The organism is Escherichia sp. SCLE84, assembly GCF_012584495.1.
GTDB lineage: Bacteria > Pseudomonadota > Gammaproteobacteria > Enterobacterales > Enterobacteriaceae > ECMA0423.
This window is the reverse complement of the sequence record NZ_CP051430.1, coordinates 4809166-4825634: the sequence shown is the minus strand read 5'-3', so window position 1 is coordinate 4825634 and position 16469 is coordinate 4809166. Positions and strand designations below refer to the sequence as shown.

The following is a 16469-nucleotide window of genomic DNA, read 5'->3' as shown; positions in this document are numbered from 1 at the left end:
GTGTCCTTTAGTCAGAAACGCAAGATCTGCGCCAGACTTGCGATTACGCCAGCGGGATTTTCCCGATGCGCGTTATGTCCGGCGCGAGGAATGACATGGCAGTCGGCAGCCAGTTCCGCCGCCAGGGCGCGGAATTTGCTGTCACGTTCACCACATAAATAATAAAACGCAAATGTGCGGGCGCTAAGGTTAGCACGTAAATCAGGCTGGACGGCGAGAGAAGTCGCCTCCAGCATGGCGGCAAGGGTTGCGCCATTATTGTTGCTGCGCAGCGCCACCAGCTCCCGGCGTTGATCGTCATTGAGCGAGGCAAAAACAGGCTGTTGATACCAGTCGGCAAATACCGCCGTTAACGGTTCTGTGCGAAAACGCTGCGCCCATTGGCGATCGGAACGCTGACGTTCCGCACGTTGTTCAGCATTTTGCAGCCCCGGATGCCCGCCTTCGACAATAACCCCACAAAGCCCCGCCAGCCCCTGGCAAGCCGCCATCATCGCCACCCGTCCGCCAAGCGAGTACCCCACCAGCCAGAAGTCAAGGATGTTGTAACTAACCAAGGTTTTACGCAGTAAGTCGGTGACATCATCAAATCCATCGACGCTAATCGCCGCCGAACCACCATGACCTGGGAGATCAACATACAACCGTGAGTAGTCGGCAAACGCCTCGCCCACTTCTTGCCATTCGTGGCAATCGCCGGAAAAACCGTGCAAAAACACCAGCCAGGGTAAACCTGGTTTTCCGTGTTTTGCCTGCGCGTGCAGGATCATAAATGGCTTACCTGCGCCAGAAGTTGCTGGAGCGTTTGCGCACCATCGGTGTCGTTAACCACCATTTCAATCACCGTGGTGGTTGGCGTGCGCCAGGCGTCGGCAAATGCCGTTTCAAGTTCCTGCCAGTTTTGCGGACGATGATATTTCAGCTCGAACATCGCGGCGGCGTGCTCAAAATGGACGTTTTGCGGCATCAGATAGAAACGCTCACGCTCGCTTTGCGGCGTTGGCAACAGCGAGAAAATTTGCCCGCCGTTGTTGTTCACCACAATTAATACCAGCGGCGCAGAAACCTGACGCAATAACGCCAGCGCGTTGAGATCGTAAAGTGCGGAGAGATCGCCCACAATCGCCAGCGTCGGTTTGCCGCTTGCCCGCTGAACGCCTGCGGCGGTCGAAAGCAGTCCGTCGATACCGCTGGCCCCTCGGTTGCTGTACACCGGGTAACCTGCCGGAAGTTGCGAAAGCGCATCAATCAGACGTACCACCAGGCTGTTACCAACAAACAATTGCCCCTGTTCAGGCAGATAGTCGCTGATGCGATGCGCCAGTTGCGCTTCGCCAAACGCATCACGGCGGGCAATAACCGCCTGCATTGCCTGTTCCGCCAGGCGCGGGATTTCAACGCACCAGGGCTGGCGTTTTTCTGCCGGATGCAGCTCCAGCCAGTCGGCAATATTGGCAATTAAGCGACGTCCGCGATGGTGTGCCGGATCAAGTCGCCCTTCAATGTCATCAACAATCCAGTACTCTTCGGGTTCACAGCTTGCCTGCCATTGCAGGAGCCGTTTCCCCGTCAGGCTGCTTCCCAGTTGCACCACAATTTGCGCCTGCTGCAGCTCGCTGGTCGCTTTGGCATTGCCTAACCAAAGATCGGCACACGGCAGCGGCTGCCCGGTTTGTGACAGCACGTCGCCAATCAGCGGCCAGCCAAGAGTTTGCGCCCACAGGGCAACTTTTTTGCCCTCTTCCGCACTCATGCGCCCGGCAACCACCACGCCGCGCTTTTGTCGCCAGAAGAACCAGTCGCGCTGTTTTTCACTTTCCAGACGAGGCGCTTCACGCAGCCACGGTTTGTCGTCCTGCCACCAGTCACCCAGACGCTGTTGCCAGCTAAGCCCGGTATCGTCCATTTCGCCATACAGCGGTTCAGCAAACGGGCAGTTGATATGGACTCCCCCTGCATGAAGCGTACCGAGAGCGTGGTCGATGGTAGAAACCAACCAACATGCGGGGATATCCTGGGTCGGGCGCGGCAATGAAATACTGTGCGTGGGGTGAGAGGCGAACATTCCCGGCTGGCGAATTGCCTGATTCGCGCCGCAGTCAATTAGCTCCGGCGGGCGATCGGCGGTTAAGAGAATCAGTTTTTCTCCGGTTAACCCGGCTTCAATCAGTGCCGGATAGAGATTTGCCACCGCCGTGCCGGAGGTCACAATCACCGCCACCGGCTGCTTGCTGACTTTCGCCAGCCCCAGCGCCAGATGCCCCAGTCCACGCTCATCGAAATGGGTGTGGTGAATGAATGCGGAATTCTCCGCCGCCGCTAACGTTAACGGTGTAGAACGCGAGCCTGGGGCGATACAGATGTGTCTGACGCCGTGACGCGTTAATGCTTCCAGAATGACCGCCGCCCAGCGTCGGTTAAATGCGCTTACTGACATGAGTTTGTCCGGTATCAATATTGCGGCTAAGTATAAGGAGCTACAAAAATAGATTATTGATATGAATCGGTAATGATGCGACTCATTACTATTCCATCTGTAATAAAGTACGCAGCCCTGCCGCTTTGTTGTCGATTTCCTGCCACTCTTGCTCGGGGTCGGAACCACGGACAATGCCCGCGCCAGCATATAATCGCACGACATTGCCGCTAATTTTTGCTGAGCGCAGGGAAACGCAGAATTCGCTTTGTTGTAATGAGAGATAGCCCGCAGAACCGGCGTACCATTCTCGGGTGAACGGTTCGTGACGGGCGATAAACTGTCGCGCCAGATCGCGCGGTAAGCCAGCAACTGCTGCCGTTGGCTGCAACTGATGTAAACAGATCACATCATCCGCTTTGTTGAGTGAAGTCCAGATACAGCGGCGAAGATGCTGCACTTTACGCAGACGCAGTACCTGCGGCGGTAAAACATCCAGCGTCTGGGTATCGGCCTGTAATCGTTGGCAGATATCTTCCACCACCAGCATGTTCTCGCGCTGGTTTTTATCATCCGCCATCAGCCACTCTCCTAACTGCTGCGCCTGCTTATCATCAGGATTATTTGCTACTGTTCCCGCCAGCGCTTCAGTACGCAGCGCTTTGTCACGCCGCCGCCATAACCGTTCCGGTGAAGAGCCAAGAAAAGCATTTTCGCCATCAAAGGCCATGTAAAAATGGTAGCAATTCAGATTCAGTCGACGACTGGCAGCCATCATCGCCGCCGCGTTGACCGGACTTGCGAAATGCAGGTCAGTTGCCCGAGCGAGCACCACTTTGTCGAGCTCACCTTCGGCGATGGTTTTCGTTGCCAGTTCGATTAATTGCGTCCAGCCCGTTTTGTCCGGCCAGTGTTGTTCTCGCGTGGTGGTTAAATGTAACCCAGGCAAGGGCTTGATACTCACCAGTGTGGCGATAAATTCTTTTGCCTGAATCGCATCGTGCTGAAGGGAGCTTTCGCTGAATAGCGTCAGCCGCAGCGTGGCTTTACCGCCACAGCGTCGCCATTCCAGGCGGGGTAAAAGTAAATTGCCCTGCGACGGGTCAAAAGCATTCAGCCCCCAAATGCGTAAGTCGGCGTGTTCCGGGTGCTGGCGAAGAAAACGTTGTGCCTGGTCCAACGACGTAAAACGGGTAATCGCGCCCAGGACGGCAGCTTCTTCATCACCATTACGTTGTTGCCAGTAGAATTGCGGGTACGTTTGCTGACTGGCCAGCCAGCTCAAGGCATCAAAAGCGTCTTTGAGAGGGAAAGGAATATCGATAACCCGAATGCCGGGTGTCGCCGGAATCTCTTGCGACAAATGGCGCAGTAGATTTTCCAGCGCCGTAGTAAGTGATTGCACGCGGACCTCTCCCTGTTAAAAGCCTCACATTATACGGGGTACTACAAAAAAAATGCAGTACCCCGGTGTAGGGAGGTTTTAACGGCGTGCCAGCAACAGTCCTAGTACCAGCCCAACGGCCGCGCCCACACCAATTCCTTGCCAGGGTTTTTCGTGGACGTAGTCATCAGCACGATAAACTGCCTGCTTCGCCCGATAGTAATAACTGTCTGAAGCCTGGCTAACCCGTTTTTTCACATCATCCAGCGCTTTTTCTGCACGCGCTTTTAGCTCAACATATTTCTGATCGGCGGGATCGCCAGAGGAGCGGAGCACCTCTTCCAGTGTTTCACTAAGCAGCGTCAGGTCGTCATCGATACGTGTATCACCAAACTGATTAGACATTCTCGTTCTCCATTTGCGTAAAACCTGTCACTAACTATAGACAAGGGTTGTTGATTACGCCTGAATTACCTCGCGTGCCATCCCAATGTGTGGGATACCATCTTCTTCATAGACCTCCGTCACAGGGATAAAACCGAAACTCTGGTAGAAGTTTTGCAGATGCGCCTGCGCCCCGAGGTAAACAGGCTTATCAGGCCAGTGATGCGTACATGTTTCGAGTGTTTTACTCATCAGCTGCTGCCCCACTTTTTCGCCACGCAACGCTTCACTGACAATCACCCGACCTATAACGACCGGCTCAAGATCATCATCACTTTTCAGAATCCTCGCATACGCCACCAGTTCATCATTTTTCCAACCGAGAATATGGCGATTATCCCCCGTCAAATCATCACCATCGATATCCTGATAAGGGCAATTCTGCTCGACAACAAACACCGCGCAACGCAGTTGTAATAAGGCATAAAGCTGGGAAACCGATAATTCAGAGTGATGCAGATCTTGCCATTCAATCATAATGCTCTCCTTTTAGATGTATGCCTTATACTAGCCGGAATATTTTTTGAAACGTGATGAACTCATGGAATTAATTTTTTTAGGTACTTCAGCCGGTGTGCCAACCCGCACGCGCAATGTCACGGCAATATTGCTTAACCTGCAACATCCGACCCAGAGCGGACTTTGGTTGTTTGACTGCGGTGAAGGCACCCAGCATCAGCTACTGCATACCGCCTTTAACCCTGGAAAACTGGACAAGATTTTTATCAGTCACCTTCATGGCGATCATCTTTTTGGTTTACCCGGCTTGCTGTGCAGTCGTTCTATGTCAGGCATTATCCAACCCTTAACGATTTATGGTCCGCAAGGTATCCGTGAATTTGTGGAAACCGCGCTGCGGATTAGCGGCTCATGGACCGATTATCCGCTGGAAATTGTCGAAATTGGCGCTGGCGAAATTCTCGATGATGGCCTGCGCAAAGTAACCGCTTATCCGCTGGAACACCCACTGGAATGTTATGGCTATCGTATTGAAGAACATGATAAACCGGGTGCATTAAATGCCCAGGCATTAAAAGCTGCTGGCGTGCCGCCTGGCCCACTGTTTCAGGAATTAAAAGCGGGCAAAACAATCACGCTGGAAGATGGAAGGCAGATTAACGGCGCAGATTACTTAGCTGCTCCAGTGCCAGGTAAAGCGCTCGCTATTTTCGGCGATACCGGCCCCTGCGATGCCGCACTTGACCTGGCTAAAGGTGTCGATGTCATGGTGCACGAAGCGACGCTGGATATAACCATGGAAGCCAAAGCCAATAGTCGCGGCCATAGCTCTACACGCCAGGCTGCGACACTAGCCCGTGAGGCTGGAGTCGGTAAGCTAATCATTACCCACGTCAGCTCGCGCTATGATGACAAAGGTTGTCAGCACCTGTTACGTGAATGCAGGTCAATTTTCCCGGCGACTGAACTGGCGAATGATTTCACCGTGTTTAACGTTTAACTCTGCTTATTATTAAAAACAGGGCGAAACTTGCCCTGTTATCGCAACCCGCGCTACATATATCCACCCACACGGGCATATTGAGCGATTTTTGATATTTATTCATCTCCTTACGCACTATATTCAGAGCAATAAGTTGCCTCTTTTTATCTTCATTCAGCACAACCTTTGCAACTAAAAGGAGCCCATGATGGTTACAGTTGTCAGCAATTATTGTCAATTATCTCAAACCCAACTCAGTCAGACATTTGCAGAAAAATTTACTGTGACCGAGGAATTACTGCAGTCTTTAAAAAAAACAGCGTTATCCGGAGATGAAGAAAGTATTGAGTTACTGCATAATATTGCGTTAGGTTATGATGAATTTGGAAAAAAAGCTGAAGATATTCTTTACCATATTGTTAGAAACCCAACAAATGAGACCCTATCGATTATCCGACTTATTAAAAATGCCTGTTTAAAATTATATAATTTGGCACATACCGCAACCAACTCCCACCTTAAACCAACTGGTCCGGATAATTCAGATGCTCTCCTGTTCAAAAAGCTATTCTCCCCTTCGAAATTAATGACAATTATCGGTGATGAAATTCCTCTTATATCTGAAAAACAGTCGCTTTCAAAGGTGCTTTTAAATGATGAGAATAATGAACTGAGTGATGATACAAACTTCTGGGATAAAAATCGTCAATTAACCACAGATGAAATAGCTTGCTATCTTCAGAAGATCGCCGCTAATGCAAAAAATACTCAAGTCAATTATCCTACTGGTCTCTACGTCCCCTACTCCACCAGAACTCACCTGGAAGACGCTCTCAATGAAAATATTAAGAGCGATCCATCATGGCCGAATGAAGTCCAGTTATTCCCCATAAATACTGGCGGACACTGGATATTAGTTTCGCTACAGAAAATAGCAAATAAAAAAAAATAATAAACTACAAATAAAATGCGTCATATTCAACTCATTGCGTGCACTAGGCCATGATAAAGAAAATTTACTTAAGCGTATCATTAATAGTTTTAATTCTGAACTCATGGGAGAAATGTCGAATAATAATATAAAAGTTCATTTAAATGAACCAGAGATAATATTTTTACATGCCGATCTTCAGCAATACTTAAGCCAAAGTTGCGGTGCGTTTGTGTGCATGGCAGCCCAGGAAGTGATTGAACAAAGGGAAAGCAATTCTGACAGCGCCCCCTATACGTTATTAAAAAACTATGCTGACAGATTTAAAAAATATTCAGCAGAAGAGCAGTACGAAATTGATTTTCAACATCGACTGGTAAACAGAAATTGTTATTTAGATAAATATGGCGATGCACGAATCAATGCTTCTTATACACAATTAGAAATAAAACACTCACAACCCAAAAATAGAGCATCCGGCAAAAGAGTGAGTTAACATCATTGTTAATTAATTCGACCAGTCAGCAAATATGCTGACTGGTCGAACATAGTTTGCTAAACAGTCATCACTGACTGATGTCAGTCACACCATCCGCCAGTTCAATCTTCGGGTATTTCCAGCGTATCTCGGCACGCGATTGCTGGTCTGTTGATGTAGTGGATTGTTGTTGCTGACTTTTCTTACCCTCAGAGTTCTGCCCCCTGTCAACTCAATCTGCCAATAAATAACATAATTATATTTTTCCTTATATGAATTCCTTTTTAAAATAGCGAAGCCACTGTAAAAGATACTTTTTGTATAGATCTAACAACCGTAATAAAACAAACACTCATAACTCATTATAAATAATGATAAAATAACGTCTTTTATTGATAATTTATATATGAAAAAAAATCCTTTTGTTATATTATTTCTGATTTCACTCCCTCTGATTATTTTTACCAACCCTGGGTCACTGCATTATCGCCAACGCCCCGACACGTCAGTCCTGAGCAATTAGAAAAAACAGTTCGTTATCTTACATAAACTGTGCATCCACGTAATGCCGACAATATTGATAATCTGAATAGGTCCGTAGAGTATATAAAAGAGTTCTTTGTCAGTAGCGGTGCCAGAGTTACCGCGCAGGGCGTCCCCGATTGGCTATTACGACTCTGCGCCTGGTAGCCAGGATTACCCTTACCCGCAATGTCCTGGCTTTATCCCGATCGGGGGGACTTTATTGCCTGGTCGGCAGAATACAGGATATCAACGCCGTTCGTCAGGTAAAAACGGCATTGTTATCATCCCGGGATTTATCTGTTTATTCTATGAATGCTGATCCTACCCACGTAATATGGACACAGGCCTAAGCGAGGTTCTTGTTTTCAAATTGTTCCGGACTGAGGCCGCCACACCAACTGTGCCGCCGCCACCGATTGTAATCACATTCGATATAATTAAACACCGTTGCCCGCATTATTTCCCGGCTGATAAAGTGTTCTCCATGGATACATTCCACTTTCAGCGAATGAAAGAAGCTTTCCACGCAGGCATTATCGTAGCAGCAACCTTTTGCGCTCATACTTCCACGCAGATTATGCCGCTTCAGTTGCGCCTGATAATCTGCTGAACAGTACTGGCCTCCACGGTCCGTGTGAACGATAACGTTCCGGGGCCTCTTACGCCGCCACAGCGCCATCTGCAGGGCATCGCAGGCCAGTTGCGCCGTCATGCGTGGCGACATTGACCAGCCAATAACGGCACGTGACCACAGGTCAATGACCACTGCCAGATACAGCCAGCCTTCATCTGTACGTAAGTACGTGATGTCTCCTGCCCACTTCTGGTTCGGGCCACTGGCGTAAAAATCCTGCTCCAACAGATTTTCTGACACAGGCAGACCGTGTGCGCGGTAGCAGACCGGGCTGAACTTCCGGGAGGCCTTTGCCCTCAGTCCCTGACGGCGCAGGCTTGCCGCCACGGTTTTTACGTTAAAGGGGTAACCCTGAGCACGCAGTTCATCCGTCAGGCGTGGGGCACCGTAACGCTGTTTTGACCGGGTAAAAGCCGCGAGGACAACGCTGTCGCAGTGTTGGCGGAACTGCTGACGCGTGCTTATCCTTGTCCGCCGCTGACACCACGTATACCAGCCGCTGCGGGCCACCCGGAGCACGCGGCACATTGCTTTGATGCTGAACTCAGCCTGATGTTTTTCAATAAAGACATACTTCATTTCAGGCGCTTCGCGAAGTATGTCGCGGCCTTTTGGAGGATAGCCAGCTCTTCATCCCGTTCTGCCAGCTGGCGTTTGAGACGTGCAATCTCGGTAGACATCTCCAGTTCACGTTCAGAAGACGTCTGCTGATTTTGCTGTTTACTGCGCCAGTTGTAGAGCTGTGATTCATACAGGCTGAGTTCACGGGCTGCGGCAGTAACACCGATGCGTTCAGCAAGCTTCAGGGCTTCACTGCGAAATTCAGGCGAATGCTGTTTACGGGGTTTTTTACTGGTTGATACTGTTTTTGTCATGTGAGTCACCTCTGACTGAGAGTTTACTCACTTAGCCGCGTGTCCACTATTGCTGGGTAAGATCATGCCCCATGGTTTATTCCCGGTATTGATTTCTCTGACCACCTGAATTATTGGCAACACGATATTCCCGCCGTAATGATTACTGACACCGCTTTTTATCGTAATAAACAATACCACTTGCCCGGTGATACAGCAGACAGATTGAATTATCAGAAAATGGCTCAGATGGTGTTATAACCTTGTTACACAACAGTAAATAATAAAAATTTCTCGAGGCGGGTCCAGAAACAGCGACATGTACATTTTATTTTCCCTCGTCTGTTTTAAGATGCGAAACATAAAATTCAATGGAGGAAAAATAAATGGGAATGATTGGTTATTTTGCAGAAATTGACTCAGAAAAGATTAACCAACTGCTTGAGTCTACTGAAAAACCTTTGATGGATAATATACATGACACGCTTTCAGGATTACGCCGACTGGATATTGATAAACGCTGGGATTTTTTACACTTTGGGCTGACAGGCACCTCTGCTTTTGATCCCGCGAAGAATGATCCGCTGAGTCGTGCCGTGCTTGGTGAACACAGCCTCGAAGATGGCATAGATGGCTTCCTGGGATTGACCTGGAATCAGGAGTTAGCCGCGACAATCGACCGACTGGAATCACTGGATCGAAGTGAGCTGCGTAAACAGTTTTCCATTAAGCGACTCAATGAAATGGAGATTTATCCGGGAGTGACCTTTTCAGAAGAGTTAGAGGGGCAACTCTTTGCTTCGATCATGCTTGATATGGAAAAGCTGATTAGCGCGTATCGACGTATGCTGCGACAAGGGAATCATGCGCTGACGGTTATTGTTGGGTGATGGTGTCAGGGCACCAAAAAAAACCGCCGAACATGTCGGCGGCTTTCTGACTTACAAACTGATAGCTTACATCAGCGGCATTGCTAACCGCACAATGCTAATCAGCGGTTGTGGCCATACACCCAGCACCAGTACCAACAGTGCAGAGATCAGCACCACGATACCGCCTGCGCTGTACTGCCAGTTTGACGGTGCATCGCGACCCGGTTGTTCCGGGGCGTGCAGGTACAGGCTCACCGCCACGCGCAGGTAGTAGTAAAGGCCGATTGCCGAACCGACAACCACGGCGCCCACCAGCCACCACAAGTGTGCCTGGACACCGACCGCCAGCACGTAGAACTTACCAATAAAGCCCAGCGTCATCGGAATACCGGCCAGAGACAGCATCATCACCGTCATCACCGCCGCGAGGATCGGGCGATGCCAGAACAGACCGCGGTAAGAGAACAGGGAATCAGCATCCGGGCCACGGTACGGGCTGGACATCAGGCTGACCACGCCGAACGCGCCGAGGCTGCTGAACAGATAACCGGCCAGGTAAACTCCTACCGCTTCCATCGACATCTCGCCCGTTTGCAGCGCAATCAGCGCCACCAGCAGATAGCCGAGGTGAGAGATAGATGAGTAACCGAGCAGACGTTTGATATTGGTCTGGCTCAGCGCCATCAGGTTACCGAAGATGATAGAGGCAAAGGCGATAATCGCCAGCACTACCCGAATCGCTTCGCTGTCACCCACCGGTGCGTAGAGGAACAGACGCATCACCACACCGAGGATAGCGATTTTGCTCGCCGTCGCCAGGAAAGTGGAAACCGGCGCAGGCGCGCCCTGGTATACGTCTGGCGTCCACAGGTGGAACGGCACCAGAGAGAGTTTGAAGCCAAGGCCAACAATCATCAGGCCGAAACCTGCCAGCAACAGCGGCTCGTTGAGCATACCGTCGCCGAGGTTTTTACCCAGCGCGACAAACGACAGGTCGCCAGACTGCGCATACACCAGCGCCATACCGAACAGCAGGAAAGAAGACGCTGCGGCAGAAAGGATAGTGTATTTGATACTGGCTTCCAGCGAACGTTTCTGGCGGAAAGCGTAACCGACCAGGCCAAACAGCGGCAAAGAGATCAGTTCGATACCGAGGAACAGAGACGCCAGATGGTTGGCATTCGCCAGCAGGATCCCGCCCAGCGCGGCAATTAACACCAACAGGTAGAACTCATCCTTGTTGTCGTTATAGCCTTCAAGCCACGGGTAGGCGAAAGTACAGGTGGCGAGGCTCGCCAACAATACCAGCCCGGTGTAAAGCATGGCGAAACCATCAACGCGCATCAGCGGCGTAACGTCCATAGCGCCCGCCTGGCCAACAAACCAGAGCGAAACCAGCGCCGCGTTAAGCCCAATAACCGAGAGCGTAGCGTTGAGGAAATGATTGCGTCGCCACGCAATGGAGAGCATCACAACCACCACCGTCAAGCCGACGATCAGCAACGGTAGCAGTGCGATCAGGTTTTGTGGAGTTATTGTCATGGCGATTTACGGCCTTGTAGTAGTAACGGAATTAACAAACCACTGCTGGATATTGCCAATCGCGGAGTGCGAGGTATCCAGAATCGGCTGCGGATAGAAGCCCAGCAGTACCAGCAGCACCACCAGCAACAGGATCATAAACAGCTCACGCAGCGACATCCCTGGCAGTTCCTGGCTGGCAATCTGGCTTTTCGCTTTACCGAAGTAAGCGCGATGTAACATCGCCAGCGAATAAACAGATGCAAAGACCAGCCCAAAGGTAGAGATAACGGTAATCACCGGGACAACCTGGAAGCTGCCGAACAGAATCATAAATTCGCCGACGAAGTTACCGGTGCCAGGCATCCCAAGCGTTGCCACCGCAAAGAACAGCGACAGTGCTGGCAGCCATTTCATCTTGCTCCACAGACCGCCCATCATGCGCATGTCGCGGGTATGGATACGTTCATAAAGCTGACCACAAAGAATAAACAGACCCGCCGCCGACAAACCGTGCGCAATCATCTGGATTACCGCGCCCTGGTAGGCCAACTGGCTGCCGGTGTAGATAGCAATCAGCACGAAGCCCATGTGGGAAACCGAGGTGTAGGCGATCAGACGTTTGATATCGGTCTGGGCGAAGGCCATCCACGCACCGTAGAAGATGCCGATAACACCCAGCCACATAGCAATTGGCGCGAACTCTGCCGACGCGTTCGGGAACAGCGGCAGGGAGAAACGCAGCAAACCGTAAGCGGCAGTTTTCAGCAAGATCCCCGCGAGGTCAACGGAACCGGCGGTCGGAGCCTGGGAGTGCGCATCCGGCAGCCAGCCATGCAGCGGAACCACCGGCATTTTGACTGCGAAGGCGATGAAGAAGCCCAGCATTAACAGGTATTCCACACCACTGGACATTGGCGTATTCAGCAGCTCTTCATAGTTGAAGGTCCAGACGCCGGTCGCATTGTAGTGAACAAAAACCAGCGCCAGGATGGCAATCAACATCACCAGGCCACTCGCCTGGGTGTAAATGAAGAACTTGGTTGCCGCCGTGATACGCGTTTTACCGTCAGAGGCTTTATGCCCCCACAGTGCGATCAGGAAGTACATCGGCACCAGCATCATTTCCCAGAAGAAGAAGAACAGGAACATGTCGATGGCAAGGAACACGCCGATAACGCCGCCCAGGATCCACATCAGGTTGAGGTGGAAGAAGCCCTGATATTTTTCGATCTCTTTCCACGAACATAGTACCGCCAGCACACCGAGCAGACCGGTCAGCACGACCATCAGCAGCGACAGACCGTCAATGGCGAGATGAATAGAGATACCAAAACGCGGGATCCACGGCATGTCGAATTCAGACTGCCACTGCGGAATTCCGGCGGATTGCGTCAGTGAATAACCGCCCTGCAACCACAGTTGCAGCGACAGCGCCAGCGTCAATCCCATGGTGATCAGCGCGATCCAGCGCGGCACCTTGACGCCAAAGCGTTCGGTCTGCCAGCACAGGAAGCCGCCAATAAAGGGAATTAATATTAGCCAGGGTAGTAACATGGCGATCTTTATTCCTTGTAAAAGTCCCGTCAGGACCGGATTTTCAACGAATTCTCACGACAGAAAATTCTCTTCGGACTGGGGGTAGTGTCGGATGCGCCGCGAAGGCAGCTTATCCGACCTACGTTCTTATATGCCCAGGGGCAATCCCACAATCCTTAACTCAACGCAGTACCATCAACAGTGCCAGCACCACGACCACACCGATGCTCATGGATGCCACATACCAGCGCAGATAACCGTTCTCGCTTAACAGCAGACCTTTACCTGCAAAGCGGGAAAGAACCGCCGGGATGTTCATCATTGAGTTCAGCGGATCGCGTTTCAGCAACCAGGCAATACCCAGGAACGGCTTGACGAACACTTTGTCGTACAGCCAGTCAAAGCCCCAGGCGTTGTACCACCAGGTGCCCAGCAGGCGGCCCGGCGCACTGTTGGCGATGGAGGTCACCAGAGTACGTTTACCCAGCCTCAGCCAGGCTGCCAGCAGAATGCCGACCACCGCGACCACGCCAGAGGTAATTTCCAGGGTCAACATGCTGCCGTGCTCCAGTTCCGTCGTTTGCGGAAGCACGCCCTGCAGCGGCGGTACAATCAGTGCGCCAACGAAGGTGGAAAGGATCAGCAGCACAATCAGCGGCAGGCTGTGAGTTACCCCTTTCACGGCGTGAGCGTGAATTTGTTCTTTTCCGTGGAAGACGATGAAAATCATACGGAAGGTGTAGAGCGAGGTCATAAACGCACCGACCAGACCTGCCACCATCAGATTGATATGACCATTCGCCATCGCACCCGCGAGGATCTCATCCTTACTGAAGAAGCCCGCAGTGACCAGCGGTAGTGCCGACAGTGCTGCGCCGCCCACCAGGAAGCAGAGATAAACCAGCGGAATAGATTTACGCAGACCGCCCATCTTGAAGATGTTCTGTTCGTGATGGCAGGCCAGAATGACGGAACCGGATGCCAGGAACAGCAGCGCTTTAAAGAACGCGTGAGTCATCAAGTGGAAAATCGCCGCATCCCATGCCTGCACGCCAAGCGCGAGGAACATGTAGCCAATCTGGCTCATGGTAGAGTAAGCGAGAACACGTTTGATGTCGGTCTGTACCAGCGCGGCAAAACCGGCCAGCAACAGCGTAACCGCCCCGACAATACCCACCAGATGCAGAACTTCCGGCGTCATCAGGAACAGGCCGTGGGTACGGGCGATCAGGTAGACACCCGCGGTTACCATCGTTGCGGCGTGGATCAGCGCGGAGACAGGCGTCGGGCCCGCCATCGCGTCAGCAAGCCATGTCTGCAACGGCAACTGCGCAGATTTACCGACCGCACCGCCCAGCAGCATCAGCGTCGCCCACATCAGCATGTTATTGCCGTCAGCAAAGTGCACTGGTGCCAGTTCCACCATTTCGCGGAAGTTCAGGGTGCCCAGTTCGTTGTAAAGAATGAACAGTGCGAAAGCGAGGAAAACGTCACCCACACGGGTCACGACGAACGCTTTCATTGCCGCTGCGCCATTCTTCGGATCGGTGTAATAGAAACCGATCAGCAGATAGGAGCACAGGCCCACGCCTTCCCAGCCGAGGTACATCAGCAGCAGGTTATCGGCGAGAACCAGAACTACCATGCTGGCGATGAACAGGTTGGTGTAGGCGAAGAAGCGAGAGTAGCCCTCTTCACCGCGCATGTACCAGGAGGCGTACATGTGAATAAGGAAACCCACACCAGTGACCACCGAGAGCATGGTCAGCGACAGGCCGTCCAGCACCAGGTTAAAACCGATGTTAAAGTCGCCTACCGACATCCACGTCCACAGCGGCTGGCTGTATGACTGCTCGCCGTTAGCGAAGAAATCAACGCCGATAAAGGCGGTTACCAGCGCCGCCAGGCCCACAGAGCCAACGCCGACGATCGCCGAAACGTTTTCAGACCAGCGCCCACGGGAGAACGCCAGCAGGACGAAGCCAATCAATGGCAAAATAATGGTTAAGGCAAGCATGTTCATCCGCGCATCTCACTTACTGAATCGATGTTCAGGTTCTGGCGACGACGGTGAAGTTGCAGCAGCAGCGCAAGGCCGATACTCGCTTCTGCCGCCGCGAGGCTGATGGCGAGAATGTACATCACCTGACCGTCGGTCTGACCCCAGTAGCTTCCGGCGACCACAAAGGCCAGCGCGGAGGCGTTAATCATGATTTCCAGACCAATCAGCATAAACAGCAGATTGCGACGGATAACCAGACCGGTTAAGCCAAGAACGAATAAGATTGCCGCGAGGATCAGTCCATGTTGTAAGGGGATCATGCGTGCTCCTCCGTTTTTCTTTTCGCGCTGTCGTCTTTACGATTGCTCAGCACTTCACCCGCACGCTCTTCACGACCGACGTGGAAGGCCACAACCAGACCCGCGAGCAGCAGCATAGAAGCCAGTTCCACCGCCAGTACGTAAGGCCCGAACAGCGTAATACCCACTGCTTTAGCACTGATTGGCATACCGTCGATACCCTGATCATTAACACCAAGGATGGCGTAAACAATCACCACCAGCATGATGGCCGACAAAATTGCCGGACCAATCCACACCTGCGGTTTCAGCCACTGGCGTTCCTGTTCGATTTCTGAACCGCCCAGGTTGAGCATCATCACCACGAACACGAACAGCACCATAATGGCACCCGCGTAGACGATAATTTCCAGCGCACCGGCGAAGTAAGCGCCCAGTGAGAAGAACACCCCGGAAATCGCCAGCAGCGAAATAATCAGGTACAGCAGTGCGTGTACCGGATTGGTATGGGTGATCACTCGCAAGGTCGCAAGTATGGCTATCAGGCCACAGATATAAAAAGCGAACTCCATTGCCCCTCTCCTTACGGTAACAGGCTCTTGACGTCGATAGGCTTGGCTTCGTTCTCTGCTTCGCCCTTATCTTTGCCGTCGATTGCCATACCTGCCATCCGGTAGAAGTTATATTCCGGGTATTTGCCCGGACCGGAGATCAGCAGATCCTCTTTTTCGTAAACCAGATCCTGGCGCTTGTATTCCCCCATTTCGAAATCCGGGGTTAACTGAATCGCCGTGGTCGGACAGGCTTCTTCGCACAGACCACAGAAAATGCAGCGTGAGAAGTTGATGCGGAAAAATTCCGGGTACCAGCGACCGTCTTTGGTTTCTGCTTTTTGCAGCGAGATACAGCCGACCGGGCAGGCTACCGCGCAGAGGTTACAGGCTACGCAACGCTCTTCGCCGTCCGGGTCGCGGGTCAGAACGATACGACCACGATAACGGGGCGGCAGATAGACCGGCTCTTCCGGGTACATTCGCGTTTCGCGTTTGGCGAACGCGTGCAGGCCGATCATCCAGATACTACGAACCTGGGTGCCGAAACCTACTAACAATTCTTTTAAGGTCATGGT

The 16469-nt window shown here is 51.8% G+C and carries 14 protein-coding genes and 3 pseudogenes; 5 read left to right on the top strand and 12 right to left on the bottom strand.

Translation table 11 applies throughout. The features are described 5' to 3' along the window. Window positions 1-11: 11 nt before the first annotated feature. From menH to HGD79_RS23430, 5 genes are all read right to left on the bottom strand, one after another. Window positions 12-770 carry a 2-succinyl-6-hydroxy-2,4-cyclohexadiene-1-carboxylate synthase gene (gene menH, locus HGD79_RS23450; protein WP_000600496.1) on the bottom strand — a complete coding sequence of 253 codons (759 nt, stop codon included), beginning with the start codon at window positions 768-770 and terminating at the stop codon, window positions 12-14. Then, entirely contained in the window at window positions 767-2437 is a 1671-nt protein-coding gene (gene menD, locus HGD79_RS23445) for a 2-succinyl-5-enolpyruvyl-6-hydroxy-3-cyclohexene-1-carboxylic-acid synthase (RefSeq protein WP_000116368.1), read from the bottom strand. Before menD ends, menH begins: the two co-directional genes overlap by 4 nt. A gap of 88 nt (window positions 2438-2525) precedes the next feature. After that, entirely contained in the window at window positions 2526-3821 is a 1296-nt protein-coding gene (gene menF / locus HGD79_RS23440; protein ID WP_001191399.1) for an isochorismate synthase MenF, read from the bottom strand. Window positions 3822-3899: 78 nt separating this feature from the next. Further along, a complete protein-coding gene (gene elaB / locus HGD79_RS23435; RefSeq protein ID WP_000070621.1) occupies window positions 3900-4205 on the bottom strand; it encodes a stress response protein ElaB in 306 nt (101 codons plus the stop codon). A gap of 54 nt (window positions 4206-4259) precedes the next feature. Further along, entirely contained in the window at window positions 4260-4721 is a 462-nt protein-coding gene (locus HGD79_RS23430; RefSeq protein WP_000574091.1) for a GNAT family N-acetyltransferase, read from the bottom strand. 64 nt (window positions 4722-4785) lie between these two features. Between HGD79_RS23430 and rbn the strand changes: the two genes are divergently transcribed. The 3 genes and pseudogenes from rbn to HGD79_RS23415 form a co-directional block, all read left to right on the top strand. Next, complete coding sequence (rbn, locus tag HGD79_RS23425; protein ID WP_001300687.1) at window positions 4786-5703, top strand: ribonuclease BN; 918 nt, start codon at window positions 4786-4788, stop codon at window positions 5701-5703. A 187-nt stretch (window positions 5704-5890) separates the two neighbouring features. Continuing rightward, window positions 5891-7112: pseudogene (gene elaD / locus HGD79_RS23420) on the top strand (deubiquitinase ElaD). Window positions 7113-7500: 388 nt separating this feature from the next. Continuing rightward, window positions 7501-7933: pseudogene (locus HGD79_RS23415) on the top strand (hypothetical protein); the annotation flags it as partial. 32 nt (window positions 7934-7965) lie between these two features. On the opposite strand, the gene HGD79_RS23410 reads toward HGD79_RS23415, so the two are convergent. Beyond that, window positions 7966-9128 (bottom strand): IS3-like element IS3 family transposase gene (locus HGD79_RS23410; RefSeq protein WP_087599250.1). Its coding sequence is split into 2 segments (ribosomal slippage): window positions 7966-8867 and window positions 8867-9128, totalling 1164 coding nucleotides; the frame shifts between segments, so codons are not numbered across the junction. A 75-nt stretch (window positions 9129-9203) separates the two neighbouring features. Between HGD79_RS23410 and HGD79_RS23405 the strand changes: the two are divergent. Together HGD79_RS23405 and HGD79_RS23400 are read left to right on the top strand one after the other, a co-directional pair. After that, window positions 9204-9391, top strand: a pseudogene (locus tag HGD79_RS23405) (aminopeptidase); the annotation flags it as partial. A 102-nt stretch (window positions 9392-9493) separates the two neighbouring features. Further along, on the top strand, window positions 9494-9997 hold the full coding sequence (locus HGD79_RS23400; protein ID WP_000525365.1) for a YfbM family protein: 504 nt from the start codon (window positions 9494-9496) through the stop codon (window positions 9995-9997). 66 nt (window positions 9998-10063) lie between these two features. Here the strand turns inward: HGD79_RS23400 and nuoN are convergent, their stop codons facing one another. The 6 genes from nuoN to nuoI form a co-directional block, all read right to left on the bottom strand. Continuing rightward, on the bottom strand, window positions 10064-11521 hold the full coding sequence (gene nuoN, locus HGD79_RS23395; RefSeq protein ID WP_096147449.1) for an NADH-quinone oxidoreductase subunit NuoN: 1458 nt from the start codon (window positions 11519-11521) through the stop codon (window positions 10064-10066). 6 nt (window positions 11522-11527) lie between these two features. After that, window positions 11528-13057 carry an NADH-quinone oxidoreductase subunit M gene (gene nuoM, locus HGD79_RS23390; RefSeq protein WP_000926441.1) on the bottom strand — a complete coding sequence of 510 codons (1530 nt, stop codon included), beginning with the start codon at window positions 13055-13057 and terminating at the stop codon, window positions 11528-11530. Window positions 13058-13220: 163 nt separating this feature from the next. Beyond that, the gene (nuoL, locus tag HGD79_RS23385; protein WP_168848517.1) at window positions 13221-15062 is read right to left on the bottom strand and encodes an NADH-quinone oxidoreductase subunit L; all 1842 of its coding nucleotides are present in this window, start codon (window positions 15060-15062) and stop codon (window positions 13221-13223) included. Beyond that, window positions 15059-15361 carry an NADH-quinone oxidoreductase subunit NuoK gene (gene nuoK / locus HGD79_RS23380; RefSeq protein ID WP_000612644.1) on the bottom strand — a complete coding sequence of 101 codons (303 nt, stop codon included), beginning with the start codon at window positions 15359-15361 and terminating at the stop codon, window positions 15059-15061. The genes nuoL and nuoK overlap by 4 nt, the downstream gene beginning before the upstream one ends. Beyond that, entirely contained in the window at window positions 15358-15912 is a 555-nt protein-coding gene (gene nuoJ / locus HGD79_RS23375; protein WP_094322201.1) for an NADH-quinone oxidoreductase subunit J, read from the bottom strand. Before nuoJ ends, nuoK begins: the two co-directional genes overlap by 4 nt. Before the next feature lie 11 nt (window positions 15913-15923). Continuing rightward, a complete protein-coding gene (gene nuoI, locus HGD79_RS23370; RefSeq protein ID WP_000172749.1) occupies window positions 15924-16466 on the bottom strand; it encodes an NADH-quinone oxidoreductase subunit NuoI in 543 nt (180 codons plus the stop codon). Window positions 16467-16469: the final 3 nt, after the last annotated feature.